The following is a 26,882-nucleotide window of genomic DNA, read 5'->3' on the forward strand; positions in this document are numbered from 1 at the left end:
GCTACCTGGGCCGCGGCGAGTCCGTCTGCCTGCCCCGGCGCAGGGCGCGGGCGCACCAGCCTCATCTCGCCTGGCGGCTTCCGGGCTGAGAGGGCCGAAGAGGACGGGCGCGTCTGGGAAGGGCGTGATCGTAACCCGGCATCCCGCATCGTGAGCCACCCGTCCATCTACTGGACCCAGTCGGCTGTTCGTCGCGTGTTCGACTAGCGTCGGTGCATGACCAGCGACACCCCCGATGCCGTGTCCTTCGCGGACGCCACCCTCACCGAGGCCCTTGCCGCCGGAACCGTCGTTCTCGACGGCGGTATGTCCAACCAGCTGGAGTCCGCCGGGCACGACCTGAGTGACGGGCTGTGGTCGGCGCGGCTGCTCGCCGAGGAGCCCGAGGCGATCACCGAGGCCCACCTCGCCTACTTCGAGGCGGGCGCGAACGTGGCGATCACCTCCAGTTATCAGGCCACCTTCGAGGGCTTCGGCAAGCGGGGGATCGGACGGGCGCGGGCGGCCGAACTGCTCACGCTCAGTGTGGAGCTGGCCCGCGAGGCCGCTCGTCGCGCGCGGACGGGCCGGCCGCTGTGGGTGGCCGCGTCGGTGGGCCCGTACGGGGCGATGCTCGCGGACGGCTCCGAATACCGGGGCCGGTACGGGCTGAGCGTCGATGAGCTGGAGCGTTTCCACCGGCCACGGCTCGAAGTGCTGGCCGGCGCCCGGCCCGACGTACTGGCGCTGGAAACGGTTCCCGACGCCGACGAGGCCGCCGCGCTGCTGCGGGCGGTGCGTGGACTCGGCGTCCCGGCCTGGCTGTCGTACACGGTCGACGGGGATCGTACGCGTGCCGGGCAGCCGTTGGCGGAGGCGTTCGGGCCGGCCGCCGAGGCGGACGAGGTGATCGCGGTCGGGGTGAACTGCTGCGCGCCCGAGGACGTCGACGCCGCGATCCGGATCGCGGCCCGGGTCACCGGAAAACCGGTCGTCGTGTATCCCAACAGCGGTGAGGCCTGGGACGCCGGGGCCCGCGCCTGGACCGGCCGGTCCAGCTTCGCGCCCGAGCAGGTGCGGGGCTGGCAGGAGGCGGGGGCGCGGCTGATCGGCGGGTGCTGCCGGGTGGGTCCGGAGGCGATCACGTCGATCGCGCGGACGCTGGCGCCCGCGTAAACGCTCCGCTGGAAGTGCGGCGCTGTGCCGTCGGCCGTCTGCGGCGCCGTCATGGCTGGTCGCGCGGTCCCCCGCGCCCCTACAGGGCGCCTCCGAACCGCAGCCGGCTTCGCCCGGCCCGCGTGCGCAGCGTGAGATCCCGGCGTTCCGCCCCTCGTTCCTGCCGCTTCCCACTGCTAGCCTCCGGATTGGGAACCGGTTTCCACCGTGTTGCCGCAGCTGACGAAGGGGGCGGGGCGGAGCATGACGAGGAAGAGCGCGGACGCGAGTCGCAGCACCATCCGGGACGTGGCGGCGCGCGCGGGTGTGTCCGCGTCGACGGTGTCGCGGGTGCTGGGCGGGGTGTATCCGGTGAGTTCGGCGACCCGCACTCGGGTGATGCGGGCGGTGCGCGAGCTGGACTATGTCGCCGACGCGCGCGCCAAGGCGGTGGCGGGTGTCGCCACGCCCACGCTGGCGTTCGTGCTGGAGGACATCACCGGACCGTCGTTCGCGCACATGGCGCACGGCGTGGAGCGGGAGGCGACCCGGCTCGGGCATCTGTGCGTGGTGTGCAGCACGGACGGCGACGTCCGGCACGAGCTGGAGTTCGTCGAGATGATGCGCGCCCAGCGGGCCGCCGCCGTGATCCTGGTGGGCGGCTCCGCCGACACCCCCGAGTACCGCGAGCGCACCCGCCGGATGGCCGACCAGCTGGCGTCGGCGGGCTCCCGGCTGGTGCTGTGCGGCCGCCCGCCGCTGGGGCCCGGGGCGCCGGTGACGGTCATCGAGTACGACAACGAGGGCGGCGCCTACGCCCTGGTCGCCCATGTCCTCTCCCGGGGCCACCGCCGGGTGCTGTTCCTCGGCGGCAAGCCCGACCACACCACCGCGCAGGGCCGTGAACGCGGTTACCTCGCCGCGCACCGCGCCCGCGGTCTGGAGCCGGACCCGGCGCTGCTCCTCCACGGCGACTTCACCCGCGACTCCGGTCACCGTCTGCTGCGCGAGGCACTGAAACGGGGACTGGAGTTCACGGCCGTGGTGGCCGCCACCGACATGGTCGCCGCGGGCGCGCTCACCGCCCTGCACGAGGCGGGCCTGGACGTTCCCGGCGATGTTTCGCTGGCCGGTTACGACGACATTCCCTTCGCCCGTGACCTCCACCCGGCCCTGACCACGGTCCACGTCCCCTACGAGGAACTGGGCCGTCTCGCCGTCCGCACGGCACTGGGCCGCACCCCCGAAACCCCGGACGAGCACCTGCTGTTGGGCACGCACGTGGTGGTGCGGGACTCCGTCGCGGCGAGGTGACCGGCCCCGGTATCGTCCCCCGGCCTCAGGGCCGCCCGCCCGGTGTCAGGAACGCCCGCCCGATCTCAGGATCCTCCACCTGACCTCAGCAACACCCGCCCGACCCCAAGACCCTCCACCCCACCCCAGCAACACCCACCCGACCCCAAGACCCTCCACCCCACCCCAGCAACACCCACCCGACCCCAAGACCCTCCGACCAGCCGCAGGATGCTCCGGCCCGCCTCAGGACCCTCCGACCAGCCGCAGGAGGCCCGCCCGGCGTCAGGAACGCCGTACCGACCCCGGCAGCCGCAACCGTCGTACGACCGACCGGATTTCCGCGCCGCGCGCGAGCGCACCGTCCGCGGGAGCCGAGTCCGGAACCGCTTCCCGCGCCCGTGCGTCGGCCGCCCACAGGGCGAGTTCCGCGTCGCGCGGGCCGAAGGCGATCTCCGGCTCGCCGTCGCCGAACAGGCGGACCGGATGGGTGCCGTCCCAGTGCCGCCAGCCGGGGTCGCCATCGGTCGCGAACCGCACCCACGCCGAGTGCATCGCGTCCGCCAGCTCCTGCGGTCCACCCTCGCCGGCCAGTTTCCGCGCCTCGGGGAGGTCGCCGGTGCCGAAGACGAAGCCGAGTTCCAGGGCGTGGCAGGAGCCGAGGCCGGGGAGGCCGGAGGGCCAGGTGAACTCGTAGACGTACGACGACTGCGGGCGGGCGTCGGCCAGGCGGTGCAGCGGCAGGCGCAGCAGGTGGTCGGTGACCATCTGGCCGACGATCTCGGCGGTGCCCGCGTCGGGGTGGAGGGCGCGGTAGCCGCGCGGCACCTCGTGACCGCAGCGGCAGCGGGCCATGGCCCCGGCCAGGGCGACCGGGCCGAGCCGGTCGACGCGCTCCAGGAGCCCGCCGGGCACCAGCCACAGCCGGTACTCGTCGCGGGTCCAGCCCATCATCAGCTCGACGTCCCGCGCCGCGTCGCCCTCGGTCAGGGCCGCCAAGGGGTCGCGCGGGACGACATCGCCGTCGACCACGATCCCGAAGGCGGGCCCGCCGAGCACCGGGCTGCTGAGCCTGCCCACGTCGGCCTGGGTGCGCAGGAGGAGTTCCCGGTCGACGTCGGCGAAGGCCGCGGCGGTGGCGGGGATCTTCAGCCGGGTGGCCATACGGCGCACCATCCGCCGTACCTTGTCCCGCTCGGCGGCCTCCGGCGGCCCGCTCTGCAGCACAGCCCGCCGGATGAGGCCCTGCGCCTGCGGGGCGGCGAGCAGCGCTCCGATGCTGATCGCCCCGGCCGACTGGCCGAACAGGGTCACCCGGTCGGGGTCGCCGCCGAAGGCCGCGATCGAGGCGTGCACCCACTGCAGTGCGGCGAGCTGGTCGCGCAGACCGGGGTTGGCCGGGGTGTCCGGAAACAGTCCGTAACCCTCTACTCCCAGTCGGTAGTTGACCGAGACGAACACGATGCCGTCGCGGGCGAAGTGGCTCCCTTCGTACACGGGCACGCACGAGGAGCCGCGGGTCAGGGCGCCGCCGTGCAGCCACACCATGACCGGGAGCCGGGCGCCGGGGCCCGGCTCGGGGGTCCAGACATTCAGGTTGAGGCAGTCCTCGCCGGGGACGACCGGGTCGGACAGGTACTGCCCGAAGGCCTCGGAGTACGGCGGTTTCGGCGGGGTCGGCCCGAAGGCGCCCGCGTCCCGCACCCCGTCCCAGGGTTCCGGCCGCTCGGGCGGCCGGAACCTGCGGGTGCCGAACGGGGGCGCCGCGTACGGGATGCCCCGGAACACCGCGACGCCGTGCTCGTACCGGCCGCGCACGGCCCCGTACGGCGTCCTGATCACCGGGTCTTCGGCCGGCTCCGTCACCTGTCCCGTCTGGTCCGCCGTCATGCGCCCACCTGCTCTCGCCGCACTTCGTGCACCCTGCACATGTCAGAGCACCACATCACGAACGACTATTCCGGTGCGCGAGACGGCCTGGCGGGCGATGGGGCATACGCCCCGGAAACAGCTACTTGGCGTACATCAGCGTGCCGAAGCCGAGCTGGTCGTAGCCGCCGCTGGCGGAGCCGTAGTCACCTCCTCCGCCCTCGGGCGCGATGGAGAAGCACATCTGCGAGATGTACCTGTCGTCGAGGTACAGGCGCCGGTTGTAGTGGTAGTGGAGCATCGCCCAGACCGGGCGGACCTCGCCGCGGGCGGTGGCGGAGATCGCCGTCTGGGACTGCTGGGCGCAGTTCTGCCCGGTGCCCCAGGTGTAGGTGGTGAAGGGGACGCTGCTGCCCAGGTTGTACTTGGCGACGTACTGGGCGGCCTTCATGAAGCGCCGGCTGTCGTAGGAGTACAGGTCGTCGCCCTGGTTCCAGGCCATCTCGCAGAGGGCGCCCATCTGGCCCATGCCCATCATGGTGTGGCCCTGGTCGCGTCCGGACTCCTGCCACTGGCCGAGGTCGTAGCCTTCGACGTTGCTGTACAGGAACGGCACGGCGCGCTGGATGGAACCGTTTCCTCCGCCGGTCTTGAAGTAGTTGACGGCCTGGTCGTACTTGGCGCCGTCGTCGCACAGGATCCCGATGGCCATGATCGAGGCCATGTTGCACAGGTCCCAGTTGGCCCAGTAGTTGGTGATGCAGGCGTCGTTGTGCTGGCGGAGGAACTGGTCGTTGAGCGGGTAGAAGACGTTGAGCATCATCGTCTTGAACCGGTTCAGGTCGAACCCGGCGTAGCCGCGCATGAGTTCGGCGACCTGCGCGAACTGCCAGCCGTAGAGCCCGGCTGCCAGGAACCGGTCGGCGTTGCCGGTGACCGAGGTGAGCCTGCCGGACCAGGCGTTGAGGATGCGCACGGCGCAGTCGCCGTGCGCGGCGGTGCCGCCGACGTGCCAGCGCAGCGCGTTCTGGTAGGCGGCGTGGATGTCGTTGTAGAGGATGCCGTAGTTCTGGCCGTCGCCGCCGCGGATGATGGTGGCCTGCGGGTTTGCCGCCCAGGTCGACTGGGAGTGGGAGTTGGCGGTCAGCCGGTTCCACCCGGACAGCCAGGGGTCGGTGCCCTCGGCCACCCGCACCCGGGCGCGGTTGATGTCACCGGCGTTGTGGAGCATGCCGGGGTGGGTGAAGGTCGCGGGGGCCGCGCCGGCCGTGCCGCCCGTCAGCACGGCCGTGGACCCGCCGACGGCGAGGGCGGCGGTGAGACCGCCGGCGGTCTTCAGCAGACCGCGGCGGCTCACCTCTGGTGTGTGGAGTTGCTCGTGGGGGGAAGTGCGGCTCATGGGTGCATCTCCATTCCTTGGAGGATCTAGAGGATCTACATGGGGGTGATGCTCACCTCGTCGAACTCGGTGGTGCAGCGGGCCAGCTGGTTGCGGGAGCAGACCACGAGGCCCACGTAGTAGGGGGCGTCACCGAACCCGGGGACCTCGCCGGTGGCGACGGTGGTCCAGGTGGCGCCGTCATCGGTGGACAGCGCCGCGGTGAAGGCGGTCCCGACGCGCTTCAGCCGCAGCAGGGAGGGAAGGGCGGCTGCCCCGTTCCCGGTGAACGCCGACCGGCCGGCGACGGCCGTGCGCAGCATGAGCTGCGCGGTGGTCCCGCCGGTGACGATCGCCCCGGCGGCCTGGTCGAACGGTGACAGCGACTTGGCCATCAGCAGGCCCACCCGGTCGGCATTCGCGCCCGTGCGGGAGACGAGCCGGGCGGTGATCTCGCAGTCACCGGTGACGGGCTGTCGTACGAACTGACCGGTCATGCCCTGGTTGTTGGCGGTGAGTTCGTACCCGGCACCGCGCACCGTGAAGGTCCCGTCCCTGTGGGCGGTGCTGCCGGGCGTCCGGACCGCGACCACCCCGAACGCGCCGTAGTCGCGGTCGTCGAGGATCACGTCTCCGAGGTCGCCGTACGTCCAGGGCGCGGGCGGCGGGGTGCCGACCGTGAGGGTGAGGGTGCCGGTGGCCTCACCGGCGGCGTTGCCGGCGGTGGTGGTGACGGTGAACTCGCCGGCCTGGGTGGGTGTTCCGGAGATGAGTCCGGTGCGCCTGTCGACGCGCAAGCCGTCCGGCAGACCGTCCGCGGTGAACCGTATGGGCTCGTGCGAGGCGCGCAGGAGGTGCTCGAAGGGCACGCCCTTGTTCGCGAACGCCGCGCCGGCGGAGGTCAGTCGGGGCACCGAGGGGGTCGGCATCGTCGCCGTGGCGGACTCCGACAGGGGCCCGCGTCCGGCGCAGTTGGTCTTGGCCACGGCGTAGTGGTAGGTCGTGCCGGGCGTGCCGGTGGCGTCCGCGTACCGGGTGCGGGTGCCGAAGCCGACCGGGCCGATGCCGGTGGCGATCGTGTCGTAGGGGCCGTCGGCCGCGGTGGAGCGCAGCACCTTGTAGCGGGCGGAGAGGTCCGGGTCGGTCCAGGCCAGCTCGACCGCGTCGGCTCCGGCGGTGGCCGTGAGGCCGGTCGCGGCGCGGTCCGGGCGCGGCACGGACCAGACCTCGCCGAAGGCCCTGGAGACCACGCTGACGTTGTCGAAGGCGCCGGTGCCGGTCTCGGCGTACTCCGCGTCGACACCGAGGCAGGAGGTGAGGACCAGACCCGCGTAGGCGATGCGGCCCAAGTCGACCTCGGACGTGCCGACTTCGGTCCAGTGGACGCCGTCCGGCGAGATCGCGCCGGTGCAGCTGCGGCCCCTGCGGGTCACCCGGACCCAGTAGGGCGCCCGCAGCCGGTATCCGTCGCCCGCCCCTTCGACGTACGGGGCCTCAAGCGGTGTCGCCGACTCGGGCAGCGTGCCGAGGTCGGAGATCGGGAACGCGGCGGCGCTGGTGATCGCCGTCTGCTGGGACGGCGGCACGGGGGTACTGCCGGTGCCGGAGACGGGCGCCCCGGCCTTCGGGCGGACGCTCCACACTCCGCTCCAAGTGTGCAGCGGCAGCCCCTGGATCAGCATGGCGGCGCTCGCCGCGTCCGCGTCGAGGGAGTCGCGCAGAGTGACGCCGATCTTGGAGTACTGCGAGCTGAGCGGGAAGACGACGCGTGCGGTGATCGCTCCGTCGCCGGGCAGCGGGAGGTGGGCGATGCGGTACGTGTCGGCGGTGCCGCTCGCCTCCAGCACGAACCGTTCCCCGTCGAAGGCCGCCCAGCCCGGGATCCGCACCTCACCGAGGTCCTGGGTGGACCAGGGCTCGGGAAGGCCGGCGGTGAGCGCGGTCGGCAGGGAATCGCCGCTGCTGCCCTGGGAGTTGGCGGCTGCGACGGTGTAGTAGTACGTCCGTCCCGGGCGTACGCCGGTGTCCTTGTAGGCCGGCGTGCCGATCCCGGAGGCGACCTCCTCGTAGGGGCCGTCGAGGCGGGTGGCCCGGCGGACCGTGTACGTCGTCGCCCACGCGGACGGCAGCCAGGTCACGGTGACGGAGCGGCCCTCGCCGCTCGCGGTGACCCCGGCGGGGGCCGACGGCGCGGTGGGCGAGGCGGCCGTCGTCCCGGCGTAGGTGAGCGTGCCCCAGCCCGGGTGGTCCTCCTGGTAGCCCTCGACCACACGCGTCCCGCCGGTGCCGCGGAAGACGGCCTTCTCGGTGTACGGGGCGGGCTTGCCGAGGCGTCCGGCGTAGTGCGCGTACGCCATCTCCCACAGCGGTCGCCACGCTCCGCGCTGCCGGTCCGACACGGCCGTCTTGATGTACTTGCCGGTGCGGTCGAGGTCGGGGGTGAACGGTACGGAGTCGTCGCCGAGGTTGTAGCGGGCGAAGTACTCGAAGTTGGCGAGGATCCGGTCGTCCGCGAAGCCGTACAGGTCCACGCCCTGCTGCCAGGCGATCTCGGCCGCGTCCGCGAGCAGGCCGACGGCGAGCTGCTCGTGGGCCTGGTCGCGGCCGGACTCCTGGCCCTGGCCCGCGGCGGTGACGATGCGGTGCAGGACCGAGCCGTTGCCGGTGCCGGCGGCGGCGAAGCGCAGGGCGTCCTCGAACATCACCCGGTTGTCGCAGAAGACGGCGATGGCGAGGATGGTGCGCAGCGCCGCGACGTCCCAGTTGCCGTTGGCGTAGAGGCAGTAGCCGGACAGGGCCGGGTACCAGACGTCGGTGAAGGAGCGCTCGCAGCGGCGTATCGACTCCTCGGGCCAGCCGTCGTAGCCGCTGTGCCGGAGGATCTCGGCGGCGTTGACGAGCTTGAACCCCTGGATTCCGGCGCCGAGTTGGCCGTCGGCGCCGGTGATGCCGGTGAGCGAGGCGGCCCAGGCGTCCAGGATGTCCCGGGCCTTGTCGGCGTGGCGGACGTCGCCGGTGACCGCCCACATGAGGGCGTTCTGGTAGGCGGCGGCCGCGTCGGTGACGGCCTGGCTGGTGTTGTCGGTGGGGCCGCGGCCCCAGGTGGTGATCTGTCCGGTGTTGCGGACGGCGTAGCCGTGCTGGGAACGGGAGTCGGCGGCCAGCGCGGCGAAGCCGGCGGCGATCGGGGCACGGCCGTCCGCCACCGCGGACTTCATCCGGTCCAGGTCGGCACGGGAGTGGAGGAGGCCGGGGTGCGCGAAGGAGAACGCCGCGTCGGCGGCCTGGGCCCATGCGGGCGTGGCGGCGAGGGCGGACAGCAGTCCGCTCCCGGCCAGGCCCGCGAGTCCCGCCGCTCCGAGGAACGTTCGTCTGCTGAGAGGGCTGAGGGCTTGCACGGTTTCTCCTGGGTTACGGGTGCTGCACGGTGAGCGTGACGGACTTGGTCGCCGTGCCCACGCTGTTCGTGGCGGAGACGGTGACCGGGTAGGCGCCGGGGACCTGCGGGGTGCCGGAGATCTGGCCCGTGGCCGTGTCGATGTCCAGGCCCTTCGGCAGCCCTTCGGCGCTGAACGAGGTCGGCAGTGCGCTCGCGGTGACGAGGTGGTTGAAGACCTGGCGTGCGGTGGCCGTGGCCTCACCGGCGCTGGTGATCTCGGGCGCGGTGGTGGAGGCCGCCGTGGCCGAGTCCAGGAAGCGGAGGTTCTTCACGTGCTCGTTGGCGTACATCGGGACCATGTCGGTGGTCAGGTACCAGCCCGGCTTGCGCATCTTGTCGTAGACGACCGTGCCGTTGATCGCCAGGTTCTGGAACGTGACGCTGTCGATCGGCCGGTCCGCGTTGTAGCCGGTCATGATCGCCATGTTGGCGTGGGTGCCGTCGTACGTGAGGTTGCGCACGTACACGTTCTGGATGCCCCGGCCGGGCGCGGCGTTGTACCGGTTGGCCATGACCCGCATGTTGATCAGCTGGCCCCAGGTGAAGTCCTCCACCCGGACGTCCTGGATGCGCACGTTCCGGATGAGGTTGCTGTCGCCGGGGTTGAGGGCGAAGCAGCCCTGGTAGAGGACCTGCGGCTCGCGGTGCTGGAGGATGTCGATGTTGCTGAAGACGATGTTCTCGATCGTCTCCGGCTTCTCCGGGTTGCCGTGCGTGCCCATGTTCACCGGGTGCGCGACGTCGGCCCACAGGGTCGAGTTGCGGACGGTGACGTTGCGGCAGTCGCCGTAGTAGTCCCAGCGGTGGGCGTAGATGGCGATGCAGTCGTCGCTGTTGCGCATCCAGACGCCCTCGATGAGGACGTCCTCGCTGCTGAACACGTCGATGCCGTCGCCCCACTGGCCGCTGCTGTAGGAGTGCAGGTTGCGGACGGTCACCTGCTTCGACTGGCCGATGGTGCACGAGTAACCCGTCTTGAGGTTCATCACGAGGATGCCGTCGATCTCGATGTTCTTCGAGAACGCGACCGTGGTGCCGCCGTCCGTCTCGGCGATGATGCCGCGGCCGGTCAGCCGGGCGTTCTCCACGTTCTTGAACGACACCTGGGCCTTCAGCACGGCGCCGCCGGCCAGGTAGACCGTCTTGCCGCTGGGTACCTGCAGCAGGTTGTTCGGGACGGTGTGGACGCCCGGACCGAAGTAGATGACGTCGGGGTCGTCCGCTTCGGGCCGTGTCATCTCGATCGGGTTGGCGTGCAGTTGCAGGTTGCCGTAGATGTCGCCGTCGATCTCGATGGAGAGGTTGCGCGGCTCGGTGAGGCTGAAGGTGAGGGTGTCGCCGCTGACCTCGGGGGTGATGCCGTACGACAGCGGGCGGATCCGTGCGGAGGGGATGGCGCCCTTGGACCAGGTGACCTGCACCTCGACGGTGCCGGTGAAGTCGAGGCCGGCGACCGAGGTCTGCCGGATGATGCCGCCGCCGGTCTTCTCGTTGATGGTCTTCGTGCCGACGCGCAGCACCGGTACCGGCTTCCACTGGCCGCCGGGCGTGCGGGCCTTGACGACGAAGGTGGTGTTAATCGGCATCGAGCCCGGGACGGGGTGGATCACCAGCCGGTCGGCGGCCTCCGGTCTGTCGTCCGCCGCCGCGGTGCCTGCCGCGGTTCCGACCAGGGAGTAGGCCGCCGCGGCGGCTCCCGCGGCCTGGATGACGGTGCGCCGGGACAGGCCGGTGCTCTGAGTGTCGTTCATCAAAAGCTTCCTTGAGTAAAGGGGGGGTGCGGAATAGAGGGGGGTGCGGAATAGAGGGGGGTGCGGAATAGAGGGGGGTGCGTTACTTGAGTCCCGAGGTGGACATCCCGGCGACGAAACCGCGCTGGGCGACGAGGAAGATCAGCAGGATCGGGATGACGTACATCACCGAGGCGGCGGCCTGGAGGTTGGCGATGGGTGTTCCGGCCGAGGAGATGTAGGTGGTCATGACGGCGACGGAGAGCGTGGTCTTGTCGGTGGACAGCAGCAGCTGGGGAGCGATGTAGTCGCCCCAGGTCCAGGTGAAGGCGATCACGAAGCTCGCGCTGAGCACCGGCCAGGACTGCGGCAGGAAGATCCGCCAGAAGATCTGAGCGTAGCCGCAGCCGTCGACGATCGCGGCCTCCTCCAGCTCGCGGGGCAGGCCGGCGAAGAACTGGCGGAAGAGGAAGACCAGATAGGGGGCGGACGACAGGCCCCACAGCACCCACGGCCAGTAGGTGTCGACCATGCCGAGCTTGGCGAAGATCAGGTAGGTCGGCAGCAGGGTGATCATCTGCGGCAGCATCATCGAACCGAGCAGTATGCCGAACAGCGTCTTCTTGCCGGGCGCGTCGAGGCGGGCGAAACCGAAGCCGACCCAGGCGGAGCTGAGGGTGACCAGGACGGCGTAGATGGAGGCGATGATCAGGGAGTTGCGGGCGTAGCCGAGGAAGTCGATGAGCTGGTAGGCGTCGGCGAAGTTGTGCCACTGGAAGGTGTCGGGCAGCCAGTGCACGGGAGCGGCGGCCAGTTCGTCCGGTGCCTTCAGGCCGGTGAGCACAAGCCACCCGAAGGGGCCGAGGAACAGGCCGGTGACGACGACGAGGACCGTGTAGAGGACAAGGCGGTTGACACGTATCCGCACGCGGAGCGGCGGCTTGGGGTTCAGACTGGTGGCCGTCACTTCTTCGCCTCCGGGTCGACGTTGTAGAACACCACGCCCGACGTGAACTTGAAGATGAGGCCGGTCGCGATGAGGATCAGTACGAAGAGCACCCACAGCAGTGCGGAGGCGTAGCCGTAGCGGCCGAGCGCGAAGTACTGCGAGAACACGTGGATCATGTACGTGTAGTTGGACTGCGGGACCGTGGTGAGCCCGGCCGGGGTGCTGAGCGGCGCCAGCAGCATCGGCATGATGGTCTGGACCGAGGCGATCATGCCGGTCACCGTCTGGAACAGCAGCACCGGCGACAGCAGCGGCACCGTGATGCTGCGGAAGGTCCGCCAGGCGCTCGCCCCGTCGATGCGGGCGGCCTCGTGGAGTTCACGGGGGACGTCCTGGAGCCCGGCCAGCGAGATGATCATGATGTTTCCGGCGGCCCAGAGCACCGTCATGACGAGGACGTAGCGGGCGTAGGGGTCGGCGAGCCAGCCGACGGCGTCGAAGCCGAAGAAGGTCAGCGCACCGTTGGCGGCACCGGAGTTCTGGTCGAAGACGTTCTTGAAGGCGATGCCCGCGCCCACCGGCGGCACCACGGCCGGCAGATAGAGCAGGGTGCGGAACACCCCGCGCGCCCTGATGGGCCGGTTCACCAGGACGGCGAGCCCGAGTCCGGCGATGATCGACAACGGCACCGAGATCACCGCGAACAGGCCCGCGCGGCCCAGGGCGTCCCAGGTCACCGAGTCGTTCATCAGCTCGCGGTAGTTGCCGAGTCCGACGTAGTGCCAGTTGGGCGAGATGCCGTCGAACGTCGTGAAGCTCAGCCACAGCGCGTACCCCATGGGCGCGATGGTCAGCAGCAGGAACCCGATGATCCACGGTGAGGTGAACACGTAGAACGCGCGGTGTCTGCGGGCGGTCATCGAGGCACCCGGCCGCCTGGCGGGGCGCGTCCGGCCGGCGTCCGCGGACGAGCGCGGCCGGTCCGCCACGGAGGAGATCTGATCGACGCTCATCCCACTTGCTCCTTACCGCGCTTGAGCTGGTCGTTGATGACCGTGTTCAGGTTCTTGGCAAGCGTGTCGACAGACATCTGTCCGTTCATCGCGGCCGGAGCGGCCCGGCTGAAGAGCGCGTCGATCGCGTCCGCCGTGGCGTAGGGGGTGAAGGCGACCACCGAGAAGTGCTTGAGTTCGTTCTCCTGCACCTGCAACGCCCGTCTCTGGTAGTCCTCCTGGGCGGGCATCAGCTCGCGCAGGGACTTCAGGGTCGGAATGCCCCAGCCGCCGGACGCCCGGGACTTGGCCGGTGCCTCGCCGAAGTACCACTCGAAGATCCGCCACGCGGCGTCCTTGTTCTTCGCCTTCCTCGGCATCCACAGGCCGGTGCCGCCCTGGCAGGCGCTGATGCGGGCGCCGCCCGCGAAGACCGGGGCGGGGGCGAGCCGGGCGACTTTCGCCAGCTTCGGGTCGGTGTTGATCATGCCGCCCAGCCAGTAGCCGGAGTTCGACATGGCCATCCGTCCGGCCTGGAAGGTCGGTCCGTCCCAGCCGTTGGGGTCGGGCTGGATGAGGCTGGGGCCGACCTTGAGCTTGCAGTAGTCGATGTACCAGGCCAGCGCCTTGCGGGCCTCGGGGGTGGTGAAGTCGACCTTGGAGAAGTCGTCGTTGAAGAGGCTGCCGCCGGCGGAGGCCGTCATGGTCGCCAGCAGCGTGGTCCGGGTCAGACCGCTGTAGCTGCCGCCGAAGACGAGCGTCTGGCCCTGCGACCGGCGTACGAGCCGCTTGGCGTTGTCGATCCACTCCTCGAAGGTGATCGGCTCGGTCTCCGCCGGGTACGGGACGTCCCTGTCGTCGAAGACCGTCGTGTTGTACCAGAACATGGAGTCCTGGGAGAAGTCCTTCGCCATGCCGTAGCGGGGGCCCTTGCCCTGTGACCGGCCGTCGTAACGCCACAGGTCGTTGACCGGGTCCAGGTCGTCGAGCCTCAGCACGTCACTCTTGGCGAAGTACGGGTCGAGGTCCTGCATCACGTCCCGGGCCGCGAAGTAGGCCCCGTCGGTGGCACCGACACCGCGCACCAGGTCGGGCGGGTTGCCCGCGGTGAGCATCGCGATCAGCTTGGTGATGTCGTAGTCCACCCGCTCGATCGTGATGCCGGTGTCCTTCTGGGCCTGCTGGACCAGTTCGGGCGTGATGTCGTCGGCCTTGACCATCATCGTCACGGTCTCGCCCGAGCCGCCGCCGACCCCGGTGGACACCTCAAGGGCGCAGCCGCTCAGCGCTGCCGCGCCGACCGTGGCACCTGCTGTGGACAGGGCGAGGAATCGGCGGCGGCTCAGGGAGGCACCGGCACGTGGGTGCATGAACGCACTACCTCTCACTTCGTTTTGTTCGATATTTCGAACGTGAGTCGAAAGCCGACCGTGAGGTTGGACAACCGGTTGTCGAGCAGTGGGGCAGAGCTTCTTCCTGTCCGGAAACCACGTCAAGACTCTTGGCGAACTTTCGAAAAGTCTGTGTAACCTCAGCGACATCGGCCACAGGTCGGGAACCGGTTGCCGCGAGGCATGGCACAGCCCAGCTCCGGCCGGTTCCACGTCGGCACCACCAAAGCCTGGGAGCCACAAGTAACCGATTTCAAGTCTGCTCCCCCACCAACCGATTGACCACTGCTTCCCCGCAGACCTACGGTAGAAGACGCTTTCTGAAACCGTTTTCCGTCAGCTGTTCCACTCAGCGCCTCAGGAGAGACATGCCCAGCCCACAGCCGCCGCGGGCCGTGTTCGCGATGGATCCGGTGCACCTGCCCCTGCTCTTCCCCCCGCCCCTCATGGCGCGGCTGCAGAAGGCCACCGACCTCGACACGGCACTTGTCGTACGGGACTTCACCGACCCCGCGGCAGCAGCCACCCTCGCCGCCACCGAAGTGCTGATCACCGGCTGGGGCTGTCCGCGCCTCGACGCCGACGCCCTCGCCGCGACCCCCCGGCTGCGCACCGTCCTGCATGCCGCGGGCTCGGTGCGCTCACTGGTCGGCGAGTCCCTCTGGGAACGCAAGATCACCGTTTCCAGCGCCGTCACCGGCAACGCGCTGCCCGTCGCCGAATACACCCTCGCGATGATCCTGCTGGCCGGCAAGGACACCTTCACCCACCGGGAACGGTTCCGCGCCACCCACGCCCAGCCGACCCACGCCGAGACCGCGCACACCGGCAACGTAGGCCGCCGGATCGGCGTCATCGGCGCCTCGCGCGTAGGCCGCCGCCTCCTGGAGCTGCTCCGCCCGTTCGACTTCACGGTGCTGCTGCACGACCCCTACGTCACGTCCGCCGAGGCCGAGGCCCTGGGCGCCCGCCTCCTGCCGCTGGACGACCTCCTCGGCGCCAGCGACATCGTCACCCTGCACGCCCCCGACATCCCCGAGACCTACCGCATGCTCGACGCCGGCCGCCTCGCCCTCATCAAGGACGGCGGCGTCCTCATCAACACCTCCCGCGGCGCCCTGATCGCCCCTGACGCCCTCACCGAAGAACTCGTCTCCGGCCGCCTGCACGCCATCCTCGACGTCACCGAACCCGAACCGCTGCCCGCCTCCTCGCCCCTGTACCGGTTGCCGAACGTGTTCCTCACGCCGCACATCGCCGGCTCGCTGGGCAACGAGCTGGAGCGGCTGGGCCGGATCGTCGTAGAGGAGTCGGAACGCCTGGCGGCGGGGCTACCGGTGATGCACGAGGTAAGACAGGCGGACCTGACCCGTGTCGCCTGAACCGCACCCGAATGAACCACACCCGAAACGCACCCGCGGTCGCGCACGGCGGCAAGGGGACGCGCCGGGTGTGTCCGCCGGCGGCGGTTGCCGCGTCAGCGCCCGCGACCTGCCCGGAGAACGCTCCGCGACGTTCCGGGGCCGGACACCGTCGGCAAGGCCCCGCCCCACCACGCCCCGCAGGCGCTACGCGAATCCCCGCCCATCCGCACGGGCCGCCGCAGGCATCGCCGTCACACACCCACCCACCTGCACGGACCGCCGCAGGCACCACGCACACCCCACACACCCCGCACCCACCTGCGCGGGTCCGTGCAGGCACCACGCACACCCCACCCGCACAGGCCCACGCCAGCGCTACGGCTACCCCGCACCCACCAACGCGGACCCGCGCAGGCACCACGCACACCCCACCCCCACCCGCACAGGCCCACGCCAGCGCTACGGCTACCCCCGCAGCGGCTACAGCCACCCCCACCCACCCGCACAGCCCGCCGCAGGCACCCGCACCGCACCCCACCCACCCGCACAGCCCGCCGCAGGCGCCCGCACCCGTTATCCACAGGCCAAGTGGCCCGGTGCAGGCATGGGATACGGTTTCGGAACCCGGCGTCGGGGTGGGCCGGCCGCGGGTGTGAGGAGAGCACGATGGTGAAGGAGCCGCAGGGGTGAGTCAGCGCAAAGCGGCCGGGGATGCCGGACGGGCCACCATCCGTGACGTCGCTTCACGGGCGGGCGTCTCCGTCGCGAGTGTCTCCCGGGTGCTGTCCGGCAACTACCCGGTCTCCGAGGACCTGCGCCGCCGGGTGATGAAGGTCGTCCGGGACCTGGACTACGTGACCAACGCCCACGCCCGTTCCCTCGCGGGCGGCGGCACCCCCACCGTGGCCATACTGATCAACAACATCACCGGCGCGGCGTTCGCCCACGTGGCCAAGGGAGTCGAGGGCGCCGCCACCCTGCGCGGCTGGCTCTCCCTGGTCGGCACCACCGGAGACGACCCCGAGCGAGAACTCGCCCTGGTCAACCTCATGCGCCAACAGGGCGTCGCGGCGGTGGTGTTGCTGGGCGGGGCCTACGACTACGACGAGTACCAGCTGCGCATGGCCCGCTTCGCCCGTTCCCTGGACGCGGCCGGCTCGCATCTGGTGCTGGTCGGCCGCCCCCCGCTGGAGGGCGACGTCCCGGCGACGACGGTCGACTACGACAACGAGGGCGGCGCCTACGCCATGGCCAGCCATCTGCTCTCGGCCGGACACCGACGGGTGCTCGTCCTGCCCGGACACGCGGAACTCACCACCGCCCAGGGCCGGCTGAAGGGCGCCCAACGCGCCTTCGAGGCGTACGGCGTGGAGCTTCATCCGGATCTGGTGCGGCACGGCCAGTACGACTACGAGCACGGGTACGCGGCCGTCGCGCGGGCACTGTATGAGACGCCCGGCTTCACCGCGGTGCTCGCCGGTACGGACGTGGTCGCCGCCGGTGCGATGCAGGCGCTGCGCGCGGCCGGGCTGCGCGTGCCCGAGGACGTCTCGATCGTCGGTTACGACGACATTCCGCTCTCCGCCCAGCTGACGCCGCAGCTCACCACCGTGCACGTGCCGTACGAGGAGATGGGCCGGGTCGCGCTGCGTGCGGTCGCCGACCGCCGCGAGGTGGGCCCGGACCGCCGCAGGGGCGCCGACGGCGACCACCTGGTGCTGGGCACCCATGTCGTCGTACGCAACTCGGTGAAACCCCCGTCTACGCTGCGCGGCTAGGGCTGCCACCGGCCCGTCCTCACCCCCACGGTCGTTCGTTTCGTAAACGCTTTCCCCGCAGTTTCTCGACTTGGCCCAACAAATCGCGCCGTACCTCTTGCTAGGACGGCATCAATCCGCCTACCGTCCACAGCAACCGGTTACTACAGCTTGCGCTTGGCCGGCCCGACCGGGCCGTGAGCCAACGCCCTTCGGCCGTCTTTCCTGGCCAGTACCGAGCCGCCGTCCTCTCGTTCTGAGACGCCTAATTCCGAAGGATCACGGTCAGATGAACTTCAGCAGCCCCCGGAGAAGAATCGCCCACGCCACCGTGGCCGGGCTCGCGCTCACAGGTCTGCTCTCCGCATGCGGGGGGTCGGACTCCGGGGACACCGGGGACTCGAATGCCTCGGGTCCGGTCACCCTCCCCTACTGGGGCTGGGCCAACGGCCAGGAGGCCGTCGTCAAGGCGTTCAACGCCAGTCACCAGGACGTCAAGCTCAAGTACACCAAGGTGACCGACCAGCTGGCCATGCAGACCCAGCTGACCAACGCGGTCAAGGCGGGCAACGCGCCCTGTCTGGTCCAGAACACCGCCGAGTATGTGACCAGCTGGGTGTCGGAGGGCGCGCTCGCCGACATCACGCAGTACGTCGAGGGTGAGAAGGACAAGTTCAACACCGGCTCCTGGGCGAGCGCGCAGGTGCAGGGCAAGGTGTACGGCGTTCCCACCAGCTCGTCCCCCAACTTCACGATCTACCGCACCGACATCTTCGAGAAGTACGGCATCGAGCCGCCCGCGACCTGGGACGACTTCATCGCAGCGGGGAAGGAGCTGAAGAAGCACGGCGTCAAGATCACCAACTTCGCCGGTGAGGACCCGAGCACCCTTGAGGTGCTGGCCATGCAGGCCGGGGCGCACTGGTACTCGGTCGACGGCGACTCCTGGAAGGTGAACTTCCAGGACGAGGGCACGCTCAAGGCCGCGGAGGTGATCCAGGAGATCATCGACAACGACCTCAACTCCAAGCTGTCCTTCGCCGACTACGCGGCCGTGCAGCGCAACTACGACGACGGCGGCACCGCGACCCGGCAGATCTCCACCTGGCAGATGGCGGGCATGGTGCAGAACTTCACCAAGTCCTTCGGGGAGTGGGCGCTCGCGCCGTGGCCGACGTACACGGGTGAGGCGGCGAAGACCCCGGCGGGCACCAACCTGACCGGCAGTGTGACGCTGGTGACCGAGCAGTGCGAGCACAAGGAGCAGGCCGCCGAGGCCGCGCTGTGGATGTCCACCGACCTGGGCGCCGTGAAGACGATGGCGAGCCCGGAGACGGGCAACGGCGTGATGCCGGCCCTGGCCGACAGCGACGCGTATGTCGGGGAAGCGGTTTCCCAGAAGCTCCTCGGCGACAACTACGAACCGGCCCAGCAGGTCGTGAAGGACAGCCTGAACACGGTCACCACCGACTGGACCTTCGGCCCCAACTGGACCGCGATGTTCACGGAGATGCAGAGCGGCTGGGCCAAGGTCGTCAGCAAGGAGCAGAAGGTCACCGATCTGCTGGCGCACATGCAGGAGTGGACGGTCGACGACCTGAAGTCCCGCGGTATCAGCGTCAAGGGCTGAGGCATTCCTGATGATTCGTTCCCTGCGCTGGAAGGGTGCCGCGTTCACGGTGCCCTTCCAGCTCGGCTTCGTGTTCCTGTACCTCCTCCCGATCGGGTACGCGGTCTACCAGTCGCTCTTCGTCGAGCAGCAGTCCGGCCTGGGGCTCGGCGGCTCGACGGAGGAGTTCGCGGGTCTGGACAACTACCGAGAGGGCCTGACCGACTCGGCGTTCATGGGCGCCGTGCTGCGTGTGGTGCTGTTCGCCTGTGTGCAGATCCCGGTGATGCTGCTGATCAGCCTGGTGCTGGCGCTGTTGCTGGACGCGGTCACCTCGCGGGCGGCGAGCCGGTTCCGGGTGGTGCTCCTGGTGCCGTACATGATCCCGGGTGTGGTCGCCGCCGTCGTGTGGGTCAACCTCTACAGCCCGGACGTCGGCCCGCTGACGCCCCTCGGTGACGCATTCGGTTTCGACTGGAACTTCTTCGCGCCGTCGATGGTCTGGCCGGCCATCGGCAATCTGCTCACCTGGCACGGCATCGGTTACAACATGGTGATCATCTACGCCGCGCTGCAAGGCGTGCCCCGCGAGCTGTTCGAGGCGGCGCGGCTCGACGGTGCCTCCGAGCGACGGATCGCGCTGAGCATCAAGATCCCGTATGTGCGGGGGGCACTGGTGCTGACCGGCATGCTGTCGATCATCCAGATGCTGCAGATCTTCAACGAGCCCGCGCTGTTCCGGAACGTGACACCGCAGACGGTCGACGGCAACTTCACCCCGATCATGATCATCTACAATCAGGCGTTCAACGCCGGCGACTACCACTACGCCGCGACCCTGTCGGTGCTGCTCGCACTCATCCTCGGCGTGGCCTCCTTCCTCTTCTACCGGCTCACTTCGAGGGAGGCGGACTGATGACGCTCACCGAAAACCGCGCCCAGCAGCCCCCGACAGACTCGCGCTCCGTCCGGCGTCTCACCCACCCGGATCCGGCGGCCCGCACGCGCGGCGGGCAGCGGTTCCTGCTGATCGGACTGGTCCTCGCAAGCGTGTACAGCCTGTTCCCGGTGTGGTGGCTGATCGTCGCCGCAACCAAGGACCGGACGGGGCTGTACCAGAGCAACGGCCTGTGGTTCTCCGGCTGGCATCTGTGGGACAACCTGCATCAGCTCTTCACCTACGAGGACGGGATCTTCCTGCGCTGGACGGCCAACTCGTTCCTGTACGCGGGCGTCGGTTCCCTCGGCGGCACGCTGATCGCCCTCGCAACCGGTTACGGACTGGCACGCTTCCAATTCCCCGGCCGTAACCTGGTGTTCGCCTGCGTGGTCGGCTCGTTCCTGATCCCGATCGCCCTGCTCACCCTCCCCCTCTATCTGCTGTTCTCGGAGATCGGGCTGGTCGACACGCCCTGGGCGATGCTGATCCCCTGTCTGATCAACCCGTTCAGCGTGTATCTGGCCAAGGTGTACACCGAGGCCACGGTCCCCTTCGAGCTCCTCGAAGCGGCCCGCATCGACGGCGCCGGCGAGCTGCGGATCTTCTTCAGCATCGTGCTGCGCATGATGACGACGGGCGGTGCCACCGTGTTCCTGCTCGCCTTCGTGAACACCTGGAACGCCTTCTTCCTCCCGCTCACGGTGCTGCGCGGCGAGGAGAACTGGACCCTCAACCTGGGCCTGTACAACTGGTCCGGAAAACGCCTGGAATCCGGTGTCGACCTGACCAGCCTGGTGCTGACCGGCGCGCTGCTGTCGATCGTCCCGATGGCGATCATGATGGTCGCGATGCGCCGTTACTGGCGGACCGGCGTCACCCTGGGGGCCCTGAAGTGACCCTGCTGCGCAATCCGGTCATCCGCGGTTTCGCTCCCGACCCATCGCTTGTGCGCGTCGGGGACTGGTATTACGTGGCCACCAGCTCCTTCGAGTGGTTCCCGACCATCCCCGTCCACCGCTCCCGGGATCTGGCGCACTGGCAGTACGCGGGCCATGTCCGGGGCGCCGTCCCCGGCGACTCGCTGGCCGGGGTGCCCGATTCCGGCGGCGTCTGGGCGCCGTCCCTGAGCTGGGACGGAGAGCGGTTCTGGATGACGTACTCGATCGTCCGGTCGGTCGGGACGCCGTACTTCGATCTGGACACATACGTCACCACGGCGACCGAGATCGACGGCAAGTGGTCGGCACCGCGCCGGGTGGTGAGCCACGGTTTCGACCCGGCGCTCTTCCACGACGAGGGGCGGCTGTGGCTGGTCAACCTGCAGAGTGATCACCGCCCCGGCGGCAGTCGCTTCGCGGGCATCGTCCTGACCGAGCTGGACCGGGACACGCTGGCGCCCGTCGGCGGTACGCATCTGCTGCTCCAGCACGAACGGCTGGTCGAGGGGCCGAAGTTGCTCAGGCACGACGGCTGGTACTACCTCGTGCTCGCCGAGGGCGGCACGGGGTTCGAGCACGGGGTGCTGGTGGCGCGCAGCCGCCGCGTGACCGGACCGTACGAGCTGGACGACCGGCCGCTGCTGACGTCACGGGACGATCCGTCACTGCCGCTGCAAAAGGCCGGACACGCCGAACTGGTGCAAACACCGGGCGGGGACTGGGTGTTGAGCCATCTCGCCGCCCGCCCGCTGCAGACGCCGGACGGGCCGCGCTGTCCCCTAGGCCGCGAGACGGCGATCCAGCCGGTGACATGGGACGCGGAGGGCTGGCCGAGGCTGCGGCACGGGGGGCATCATCCGGCGGTCGAGGTCGACGTACCGACTCAGCCGGATGATCTGGAGCCCGGTGCACCCGCTGTATCGACACAACCGGTGGATCTGGAACCCGGTGCACCCGCTGTATCGACACAACCGGTGGATCTGGAACCCGCTGTATCTACACAACCGGTTGCTTCGGAATCCGCGTTGGGCTGGCCCTGGAGTTCCCCTCGCGGATATCCCGACCCGTCCTGGGCCGACACCACCGCACGCCCCGGCTGGATCCGGCTGCGCGGGCGGCACGGTCCCGAGTCGCGCTGGGCGCACAGCCTCCTCGCACAGCGCATCACCGAGCACCGCGCGGAGGCCGAAGTCACGCTTGACGCAAGGCCGTTCAGTTTCACGCAGGGTGCCGGGCTGGTGCTCTGGTACAACACGGAGGCCTACGTCGCCCTCGACCTGACCTGGGCGGAACCGGAGGGCGAGGGGCAGCACGGCCAGCAGTGGCGGGGCGCGGGCCGGACGGTGCTTCGTCTGGTGGAGCGGGACGAGGAGGGCACCGCGCAGACAGCGGTTGCCGACGCGACGACGCCCGTCACCCTGGGCGTGACCGTCGAGGAAGCCGAGGCCCGGTTCTGGTACGTACGGGACGGTAACCGTATTCCCATCGGGTCGCCGCTGGACTTCGGCAAGCTCTCCGACGACCACGGTTCGCGGCTGCGTTTCACCGGAGTCATGGTCGGAATCCACGCGTGGGACCTCGTCGAAGCGGAGTTCACCGCCGACTTCACGGGTTTCCGGCTGGACTGCGCGGCCGACTGACCGGACCGCACGTCCGGCTGACGGGCAGGCCCGCCGGACGGCCGCCTGAAATGGCCGCCAAATTCCGTTCGAGGCTCGAAGTTTCGAAAGCCGAGCCCGCGGACCCCTCTGAACTCCGGCCTCTTCCCGAGGAACTGCAGCGAACCTACTGTAGGAAGCGCTTACTGTCTGCTCGAAACGTTCGAAGGCCCTCGGGCGGGCCGGAGAGGTGGTTCCCGATGGTCCGTACGGGGAGTGCGAGCGTGACGGCCGGGCCGACCCTGGCGGTCGTGGCCCGGGAGGCCGGGGTGTCGGTACCGACCGCCTCCAAGGTGGTCAACGGCCGCGAGGACGTCGCACCGGAGACCCGCCGTCGGGTCACCGAGGCGCTGCACCGGCTCGGTTATGTCCGCAGACCCCGCTTCGACGCGGGCAAGCCGCCGGGCCTGGTCGACCTGGTGGTGCATTCGCTGGAGAGTTCATGGTCGGGGGCCGTACTGCACGGGGCGGAGGAGGCCGCCCATGACTCGGGCCTGGAAGTGGTGGTGTCGGCCGGCCTCTCGCGGAGCCGGGGTGACCAGCCGGACCGCGGCTGGCTGGACAAGCTCACCGCGCGCGGTTCGTCCGGAGTGCTGTTCAACCTCGCGGAGCTGACGCCGTCCCAGTACTCCTGGCTCGACCAGCACCGCATCCCGTTCGTGATGATCGACCCGGTCCTGGAACCGCCGCCGGGCGTGGTGTCGGTGGGCGCGGCGAACTGGCACGGCGGCGTCACCGCGACCGAGCACCTGCTGTCGCTCGGCCATGAGCGCATCGGCGTCGTGGCCGGCCACCGGCGCACCATGGCCGGCGACGCCCGCCTCGCCGGCTACCGCTCGGCACTCGCGTCGGCCGGGCTGCGGCAGCGCCCCGAGTACGTCCGCCACGCCGGCTTCGACGAGACGGCCGCCCGCGTGCGCATGCTCGAACTCCTCGACCTGCCGGAGCCGCCGACGGCCGTATTCGTATGCTCGGACCGGATGGCTCTGGGGGTGTACGAGGCTCTGTCCGAGCGGGGTTTGAAGGTCCCCCACGACATGAGCGTCGTCGGCTTCGACGACCTGCCCGAGTCCCGGTGGGTCACCCCCGCCCTCACCACCGTCCGCCAGCCCGTCTCCGAGATGGCGGCCACCGCCCTGCGCCTCCTGGTCCGGATGATGGACGGCCACCGTCCGGAGAGCACCCGGACGGAACTGTCCACACGGCTGGTGGAGCGGTCGAGTACGGCGGGCCCCGCCGAACGGCGCAGTTGAACGGCTCCGAGGGACCCGCCCCCCTCAGCCGGTGTCCCCACCTCGCTGTCGGGCGCCCCGTTGTCAGGCGCCCCGTTGTCCAGGCGCCCCGATTGTCGGGCGCCCGTCTCCGACGGGGGGCGCCGCGGTCCACGGGTTCGCCGGCGTCCGGGGGCGGCAGCGGGCAGGAGGGGGTGTCGAGTTCGGCGTCGGACGGCTGGTGGGCGGCGAGAGCGGCCTCGCACAGGACGTCGCGCGGAACACGGGTGCCGAAGGCTCCGGGGCCGAACTGTCCGATTCCTTCAAGACCCACGGCCGCGGCGCTGCCTACGGTGACCGCATGACTCCACGTTTCGATGCCATCGGCCTGGTCGTCGCCGACCTGGCCGCCTCCGTGGCCTTCTACCGCCGCGTCGGCTTCGCCTTCCCCGAAGGGGCCGAGAACGAGCCGCACGCCGAGGCCCGACTGCCCGGCGGAGTGCGGCTGATGCTGGACACCGAGGAGATGGTCCGGTCCATCGTTCCCGGGTGGCAGCCGCCGGCCGGTGGCGGCCGGCATTCGCTGGCGCTGCTGTGCGATGGCCCGGGCGAGGTGGACGCGGTGTACGAGGACCTGGTCGGTGCCGGGTACCACGGGGGACAAAAACCGTGGGACGCCCCCTGGGGCCAGCGCTACGCGGTCGTCCACGACCCCGACGGCCACGGGGTCGACCTGTTCGCGCCGCTGGCGCCCGAGTGACTCCGCCGGCGGCGCGAACAGGTCGACAGATCCGTCAGCGTCCCCGTGTCGTCTTCCGGGCCGGGACGGCATGGCCGGACATACGGCGAGCGCGCGTGCAGCGCGAGCGTCCGCTGCCGCGCCCGGCCGCACCGTGGCGTAGACCCTCCCCCGGCCGCACTGTGGCGTAGGCCCAACCCCCGGGCCGGGCGGGGGCGGGCTCCCAGCCGCTCGGCGGGCCGCTGACGAGATCAGTGGTAGGCGTGAACGACGGCATGGCCCTTGCCACGGCCGATCATCCACTTGTTGAGCGGGGTGGTGATCACAAAGGCCACGGCGAAGCCGCCCAGCAGCGCACCCCAGAACAGCGCCTCGTCCAGGTGAGCGTCCATCGCACCGGGCGTGAGGGCGATGATCCCGTTGTCGACCAGCTCCATCACCGCGATGGAGACGGTGTCGGCGGCCAGCGCCACCTTGATCGCGGCCTTGAGGTCCAGTCCGGCCCGCAGGACGGCGAACAACGTGAGCGAGTAACCGAAGAGGAACGCCAGCCCGACCGCCAGCGCCATGGTGGGGACATTGCCCCACAGCAGGGCGGTGCCGATCGCCATACCGGTGATCTCACCGACGGCGCACCCGGTCAGGCAGTGCAGGGTCGCCTTCGCCGCCGTACTCCAGGACGCGCCGGCAGGCCCGCCCTGGTGACCCTCGTGCACTGCGCTGGCTTCGTGAGCGGTGTGGTCCATGGCCTTCATCCCCATTCCCGTCCAGTGTGGTCCGTTCCCGGGCCCCCTCACCAACCATATACCCCCCAGGGGTATCATTCCAGTGATGGCTGATCCCGCGAAGGGCCGTTGGAGCACTGTGCGGGGCGCTGGATTCGCGGACGGTATCGGGGCCCACCGCGGGGCCTGGCAGACGCCTCCCGGCCCCGCGGTGGGCACGTCGGTACGGGGTCAGTCCTTGCCGAGCAACTCGTTCATCCGGCTGATCTCGGCGGTCTGCGAGGTGATGATGTCCCCGGCCAGCTTCTTGGCGGGGGCGTAGGCACCGTCGGCCTGCTCGGTCTTGGCTTGTCCATCTCCTCGGCGCTCATCATGCCCTCCATGTCGCCGTGCATGGAGTAGTCCATGGCGCCCTCGGCGGGCACCTCCTCGCCCCAGGACGTGAGCCAGCCGGACATGGTCTCGATCTCCGGATCCTGGGCCTTCTCGATGTCCTCGGCGAGCTTCCTCACCTCCGGCGACCGCGTCCGGCCGGGGGCGAGGCCGGCCATCTGCACCGCCTGGCGGTGCGGGGGATCATCCCCTGGGCGAACGCGACGTCGGCGGCGTCGTGCCGGCCCTGGTCGGCGGACGCCGACACCGAGGGCGACTTCGAGGCGTTACCGCCGTGCCCGGCCGAGCTGTCGCCGTCGCCGTCGCTGCCACAGGCGGCCAGGACGAGCGCGCCCCCCGACTGGGCGGTTCCTGGACGCGATGCCTACGGTCACGCGATCACCGTACGGTCACGCGCCCATCGATACGGTCACGCGCCCATCGTGCGGTCACGTGCCACAACCCGTACGTCACCGCAGCAGTGGGCGGTGCCACGCGCCGGAACCCGGTGTCCCAGCACAGCGAAACTTCATGCTCAACCCGTCGGACTTGACAGAGAAAGCTCCGTGAGCGTCCTGCCCGCCAACTCCCTTACGTCACGGGCGAGATGGGCCTGGTCGGCGAAGCCCGCCCGAGTCGCCGTCTCGGCGAGGGACAGGCCGCCGCGGGCCAGCGCCAGGGCGCGTTGCAGTCGCAGTATCCGAGCGAGCGTCTTGGGACCGTAGCCGAAGGCGGTCAGACAGCGGCGGTGCAACTGGCGGGCGCTGAGGCCGAGTTCGTCCGCGGTGGCAGCCACCGTGCGGCCCGTGTCGAGCGCCGTGACGACCCGAAGCAGCAACGGGTCGGGCGGCTCGGCGTCGGCGGCCCGCCGCAAGGCCACGTCCTCCAGCGCCGTCATGGGATCCGCGGCGGCGTCGATACGATCCCGCAGGCGCCGGACCTCCGCGGCGGGCCACAGGTCGGCCAACTCGACGCGTCGGTCGCGCAGTTCGTGTGCGGGCACGCCGAGGAACGTCGGTGCGGTGCCGGGGTGGAAGCGGACGCCCGCCCACTGCCGCGGGCCGCCTCCGGGAACGTACGCCTGTGTGTCGGGTCCCGCGACCAGCAACCGGCCGTCGTTCCACAGCAGGTCCATGCAGCCGTCGGGCAGCACGGGCCGGACGACGGGATCCTCAAGCGTCCGGCGCCACACCACCGCACCCGGCAGCCTCGACGCCCGCTCCGCATACACAGGGACAGGCTACGAGACGCCCCACGGCAAGGGCACCGCGCTCCCGCGGCCCGTCCCACGCGGCCCGCCGCCCGCCACAAGCACTTCGGTGCCGCACCCGCGCCCGCGCCCCCACGGCGTCGGCTGCCGAACCCGCCCCACCCGCCTGCCGCCTGCCGCCTGC

19 protein-coding genes and 1 pseudogene are annotated in these 26,882 nt (G+C 70.3%); 10 read left to right on the plus strand and 10 right to left on the minus strand.

The window, feature by feature from the left end; genetic code table 11:
* Window positions 1–216 precede the first annotated feature (216 nt).
* Window positions 217–1,155: a homocysteine S-methyltransferase gene (gene mmuM / locus GFH49_RS00275; protein WP_155053679.1), complete on the plus strand. Its 939-nt coding sequence runs from the start codon at window positions 217–219 to the stop codon at window positions 1,153–1,155.
* A gap of 243 nt (window positions 1,156–1,398) precedes the next feature.
* Window positions 1,399–2,448: a LacI family DNA-binding transcriptional regulator gene (locus GFH49_RS00280; protein ID WP_155053680.1), complete on the plus strand. Its 1,050-nt coding sequence runs from the start codon at window positions 1,399–1,401 to the stop codon at window positions 2,446–2,448.
* Between the two features lie 264 nt (window positions 2,449–2,712).
* On the opposite strand, the gene GFH49_RS00285 is transcribed toward GFH49_RS00280, so the two are convergent.
* The 7 genes from GFH49_RS00285 to GFH49_RS00315 all read right to left on the minus strand — a co-directional run bounded on the left by GFH49_RS00285 (window position 2,713) and on the right by GFH49_RS00315 (window position 14,154).
* Window positions 2,713–4,317 (minus strand): carboxylesterase/lipase family protein, encoded by a 1,605-nt coding sequence (locus tag GFH49_RS00285; protein WP_196217804.1) that lies wholly within the window; start codon window positions 4,315–4,317, stop codon window positions 2,713–2,715.
* Between the two features lie 121 nt (window positions 4,318–4,438).
* Complete coding sequence (locus GFH49_RS00290) at window positions 4,439–5,695, minus strand: alginate lyase family protein (RefSeq protein WP_155053681.1); 1,257 nt, start codon at window positions 5,693–5,695, stop codon at window positions 4,439–4,441.
* Between the two features lie 35 nt (window positions 5,696–5,730).
* On the minus strand, window positions 5,731–9,072 hold the full coding sequence (locus tag GFH49_RS00295) for an alginate lyase family protein (RefSeq protein ID WP_230396081.1): 3,342 nt from the start codon (window positions 9,070–9,072) through the stop codon (window positions 5,731–5,733).
* Window positions 9,073–9,085: 13 nt separating this feature from the next.
* On the minus strand, window positions 9,086–10,864 hold the full coding sequence (locus tag GFH49_RS00300) for a putative Ig domain-containing protein (protein WP_155053682.1): 1,779 nt from the start codon (window positions 10,862–10,864) through the stop codon (window positions 9,086–9,088).
* Window positions 10,865–10,946: 82 nt separating this feature from the next.
* Entirely contained in the window at window positions 10,947–11,810 is an 864-nt protein-coding gene (locus tag GFH49_RS00305; RefSeq protein WP_155053683.1) for a carbohydrate ABC transporter permease, read from the minus strand.
* The gene (locus GFH49_RS00310) at window positions 11,807–12,805 is read right to left on the minus strand and encodes a carbohydrate ABC transporter permease (protein WP_155053684.1); all 999 of its coding nucleotides are present in this window, start codon (window positions 12,803–12,805) and stop codon (window positions 11,807–11,809) included. Before GFH49_RS00310 ends, GFH49_RS00305 begins: the two co-directional genes overlap by 4 nt.
* The gene (locus GFH49_RS00315; RefSeq protein WP_155053685.1) at window positions 12,802–14,154 is read right to left on the minus strand and encodes an extracellular solute-binding protein; all 1,353 of its coding nucleotides are present in this window, start codon (window positions 14,152–14,154) and stop codon (window positions 12,802–12,804) included. Before GFH49_RS00315 ends, GFH49_RS00310 begins: the two co-directional genes overlap by 4 nt.
* A gap of 389 nt (window positions 14,155–14,543) precedes the next feature.
* Here GFH49_RS00315 and GFH49_RS00320 point away from each other — a divergent pair, with 389 nt between their 5' ends.
* From GFH49_RS00320 to GFH49_RS00355, 8 genes are all read left to right on the plus strand, one after another.
* A complete protein-coding gene (locus tag GFH49_RS00320) occupies window positions 14,544–15,557 on the plus strand; it encodes a hydroxyacid dehydrogenase (RefSeq protein ID WP_196217805.1) in 1,014 nt (337 codons plus the stop codon).
* Window positions 15,558–16,225: 668 nt separating this feature from the next.
* Complete coding sequence (locus GFH49_RS00325) at window positions 16,226–17,317, plus strand: LacI family DNA-binding transcriptional regulator (protein WP_155053686.1); 1,092 nt, start codon at window positions 16,226–16,228, stop codon at window positions 17,315–17,317.
* Window positions 17,318–17,585: 268 nt separating this feature from the next.
* The gene (locus GFH49_RS00330) at window positions 17,586–18,926 is read left to right on the plus strand and encodes an ABC transporter substrate-binding protein (RefSeq protein ID WP_155053687.1); all 1,341 of its coding nucleotides are present in this window, start codon (window positions 17,586–17,588) and stop codon (window positions 18,924–18,926) included.
* A 10-nt stretch (window positions 18,927–18,936) separates the two neighbouring features.
* Window positions 18,937–19,821, plus strand: a complete 885-nt coding sequence (locus GFH49_RS00335) for a carbohydrate ABC transporter permease (RefSeq protein WP_155053688.1) — start codon at window positions 18,937–18,939, stop codon at window positions 19,819–19,821.
* The gene (locus GFH49_RS00340; RefSeq protein WP_155053689.1) at window positions 19,821–20,741 is read left to right on the plus strand and encodes a carbohydrate ABC transporter permease; all 921 of its coding nucleotides are present in this window, start codon (window positions 19,821–19,823) and stop codon (window positions 20,739–20,741) included. Before GFH49_RS00335 ends, GFH49_RS00340 begins: the two co-directional genes overlap by 1 nt.
* Complete coding sequence (locus GFH49_RS00345; RefSeq protein WP_155053690.1) at window positions 20,738–22,423, plus strand: glycoside hydrolase family 43 protein; 1,686 nt, start codon at window positions 20,738–20,740, stop codon at window positions 22,421–22,423. Before GFH49_RS00340 ends, GFH49_RS00345 begins: the two co-directional genes overlap by 4 nt.
* A gap of 218 nt (window positions 22,424–22,641) precedes the next feature.
* Complete coding sequence (locus tag GFH49_RS00350; protein ID WP_155053691.1) at window positions 22,642–23,694, plus strand: LacI family DNA-binding transcriptional regulator; 1,053 nt, start codon at window positions 22,642–22,644, stop codon at window positions 23,692–23,694.
* A 319-nt stretch (window positions 23,695–24,013) separates the two neighbouring features.
* Complete coding sequence (locus GFH49_RS00355; protein ID WP_155053692.1) at window positions 24,014–24,412, plus strand: VOC family protein; 399 nt, start codon at window positions 24,014–24,016, stop codon at window positions 24,410–24,412.
* A gap of 230 nt (window positions 24,413–24,642) precedes the next feature.
* On the opposite strand, the gene GFH49_RS00360 is transcribed toward GFH49_RS00355, so the two are convergent.
* From GFH49_RS00360 to GFH49_RS00370, 3 genes and pseudogenes are all read right to left on the minus strand, one after another.
* Entirely contained in the window at window positions 24,643–25,137 is a 495-nt protein-coding gene (locus GFH49_RS00360) for a DUF4396 domain-containing protein (RefSeq protein WP_155053693.1), read from the minus strand.
* A gap of 210 nt (window positions 25,138–25,347) precedes the next feature.
* Window positions 25,348–25,831, minus strand: a pseudogene (locus GFH49_RS00365) (DUF305 domain-containing protein).
* Between the two features lie 192 nt (window positions 25,832–26,023).
* A complete protein-coding gene (locus GFH49_RS00370) occupies window positions 26,024–26,719 on the minus strand; it encodes a helix-turn-helix transcriptional regulator (RefSeq protein ID WP_155053694.1) in 696 nt (231 codons plus the stop codon).
* Between the last annotated feature and the right edge of the window lie 163 nt (window positions 26,720–26,882).

This window comes from Streptomyces blattellae, assembly GCF_009709555.1.
GTDB lineage: Bacteria > Actinomycetota > Actinomycetes > Streptomycetales > Streptomycetaceae > Streptomyces > Streptomyces blattellae.

What these genes read in the sequence shown, in the direction of transcription:
- GFH49_RS00320 (WP_196217805.1), top strand. Translation starts at nt 14,544, where the DNA reads ATGCCCAGCCCACAGCCGCCGCGGGCCGTGTTCGCGATGGATCCGGTG.
- GFH49_RS00290 (WP_155053681.1), bottom strand. Translation starts at nt 5,695, where the DNA reads ATGAGCCGCACTTCCCCCCACGAGCAACTCCACACACCAGAGGTGAGC.
- GFH49_RS00285 (WP_196217804.1), bottom strand. Translation starts at nt 4,317, where the DNA reads ATGACGGCGGACCAGACGGGACAGGTGACGGAGCCGGCCGAAGACCCG.
- GFH49_RS00315 (WP_155053685.1), bottom strand. Translation starts at nt 14,154, where the DNA reads ATGCACCCACGTGCCGGTGCCTCCCTGAGCCGCCGCCGATTCCTCGCC.
- GFH49_RS00360 (WP_155053693.1), bottom strand. Translation starts at nt 25,137, where the DNA reads ATGGACCACACCGCTCACGAAGCCAGCGCAGTGCACGAGGGTCACCAG.
- GFH49_RS00340 (WP_155053689.1), top strand. Translation starts at nt 19,821, where the DNA reads ATGACGCTCACCGAAAACCGCGCCCAGCAGCCCCCGACAGACTCGCGC.
- GFH49_RS00300 (WP_155053682.1), bottom strand. Translation starts at nt 10,864, where the DNA reads ATGAACGACACTCAGAGCACCGGCCTGTCCCGGCGCACCGTCATCCAG.
- GFH49_RS00335 (WP_155053688.1), top strand. Translation starts at nt 18,937, where the DNA reads ATGATTCGTTCCCTGCGCTGGAAGGGTGCCGCGTTCACGGTGCCCTTC.
- mmuM (WP_155053679.1), top strand. Translation starts at nt 217, where the DNA reads ATGACCAGCGACACCCCCGATGCCGTGTCCTTCGCGGACGCCACCCTC.
- GFH49_RS00350 (WP_155053691.1), top strand. Translation starts at nt 22,642, where the DNA reads ATGGTCCGTACGGGGAGTGCGAGCGTGACGGCCGGGCCGACCCTGGCG.
- GFH49_RS00310 (WP_155053684.1), bottom strand. Translation starts at nt 12,805, where the DNA reads ATGAGCGTCGATCAGATCTCCTCCGTGGCGGACCGGCCGCGCTCGTCC.
- GFH49_RS00355 (WP_155053692.1), top strand. Translation starts at nt 24,014, where the DNA reads ATGACTCCACGTTTCGATGCCATCGGCCTGGTCGTCGCCGACCTGGCC.
- GFH49_RS00280 (WP_155053680.1), top strand. Translation starts at nt 1,399, where the DNA reads ATGACGAGGAAGAGCGCGGACGCGAGTCGCAGCACCATCCGGGACGTG.
- GFH49_RS00330 (WP_155053687.1), top strand. Translation starts at nt 17,586, where the DNA reads ATGAACTTCAGCAGCCCCCGGAGAAGAATCGCCCACGCCACCGTGGCC.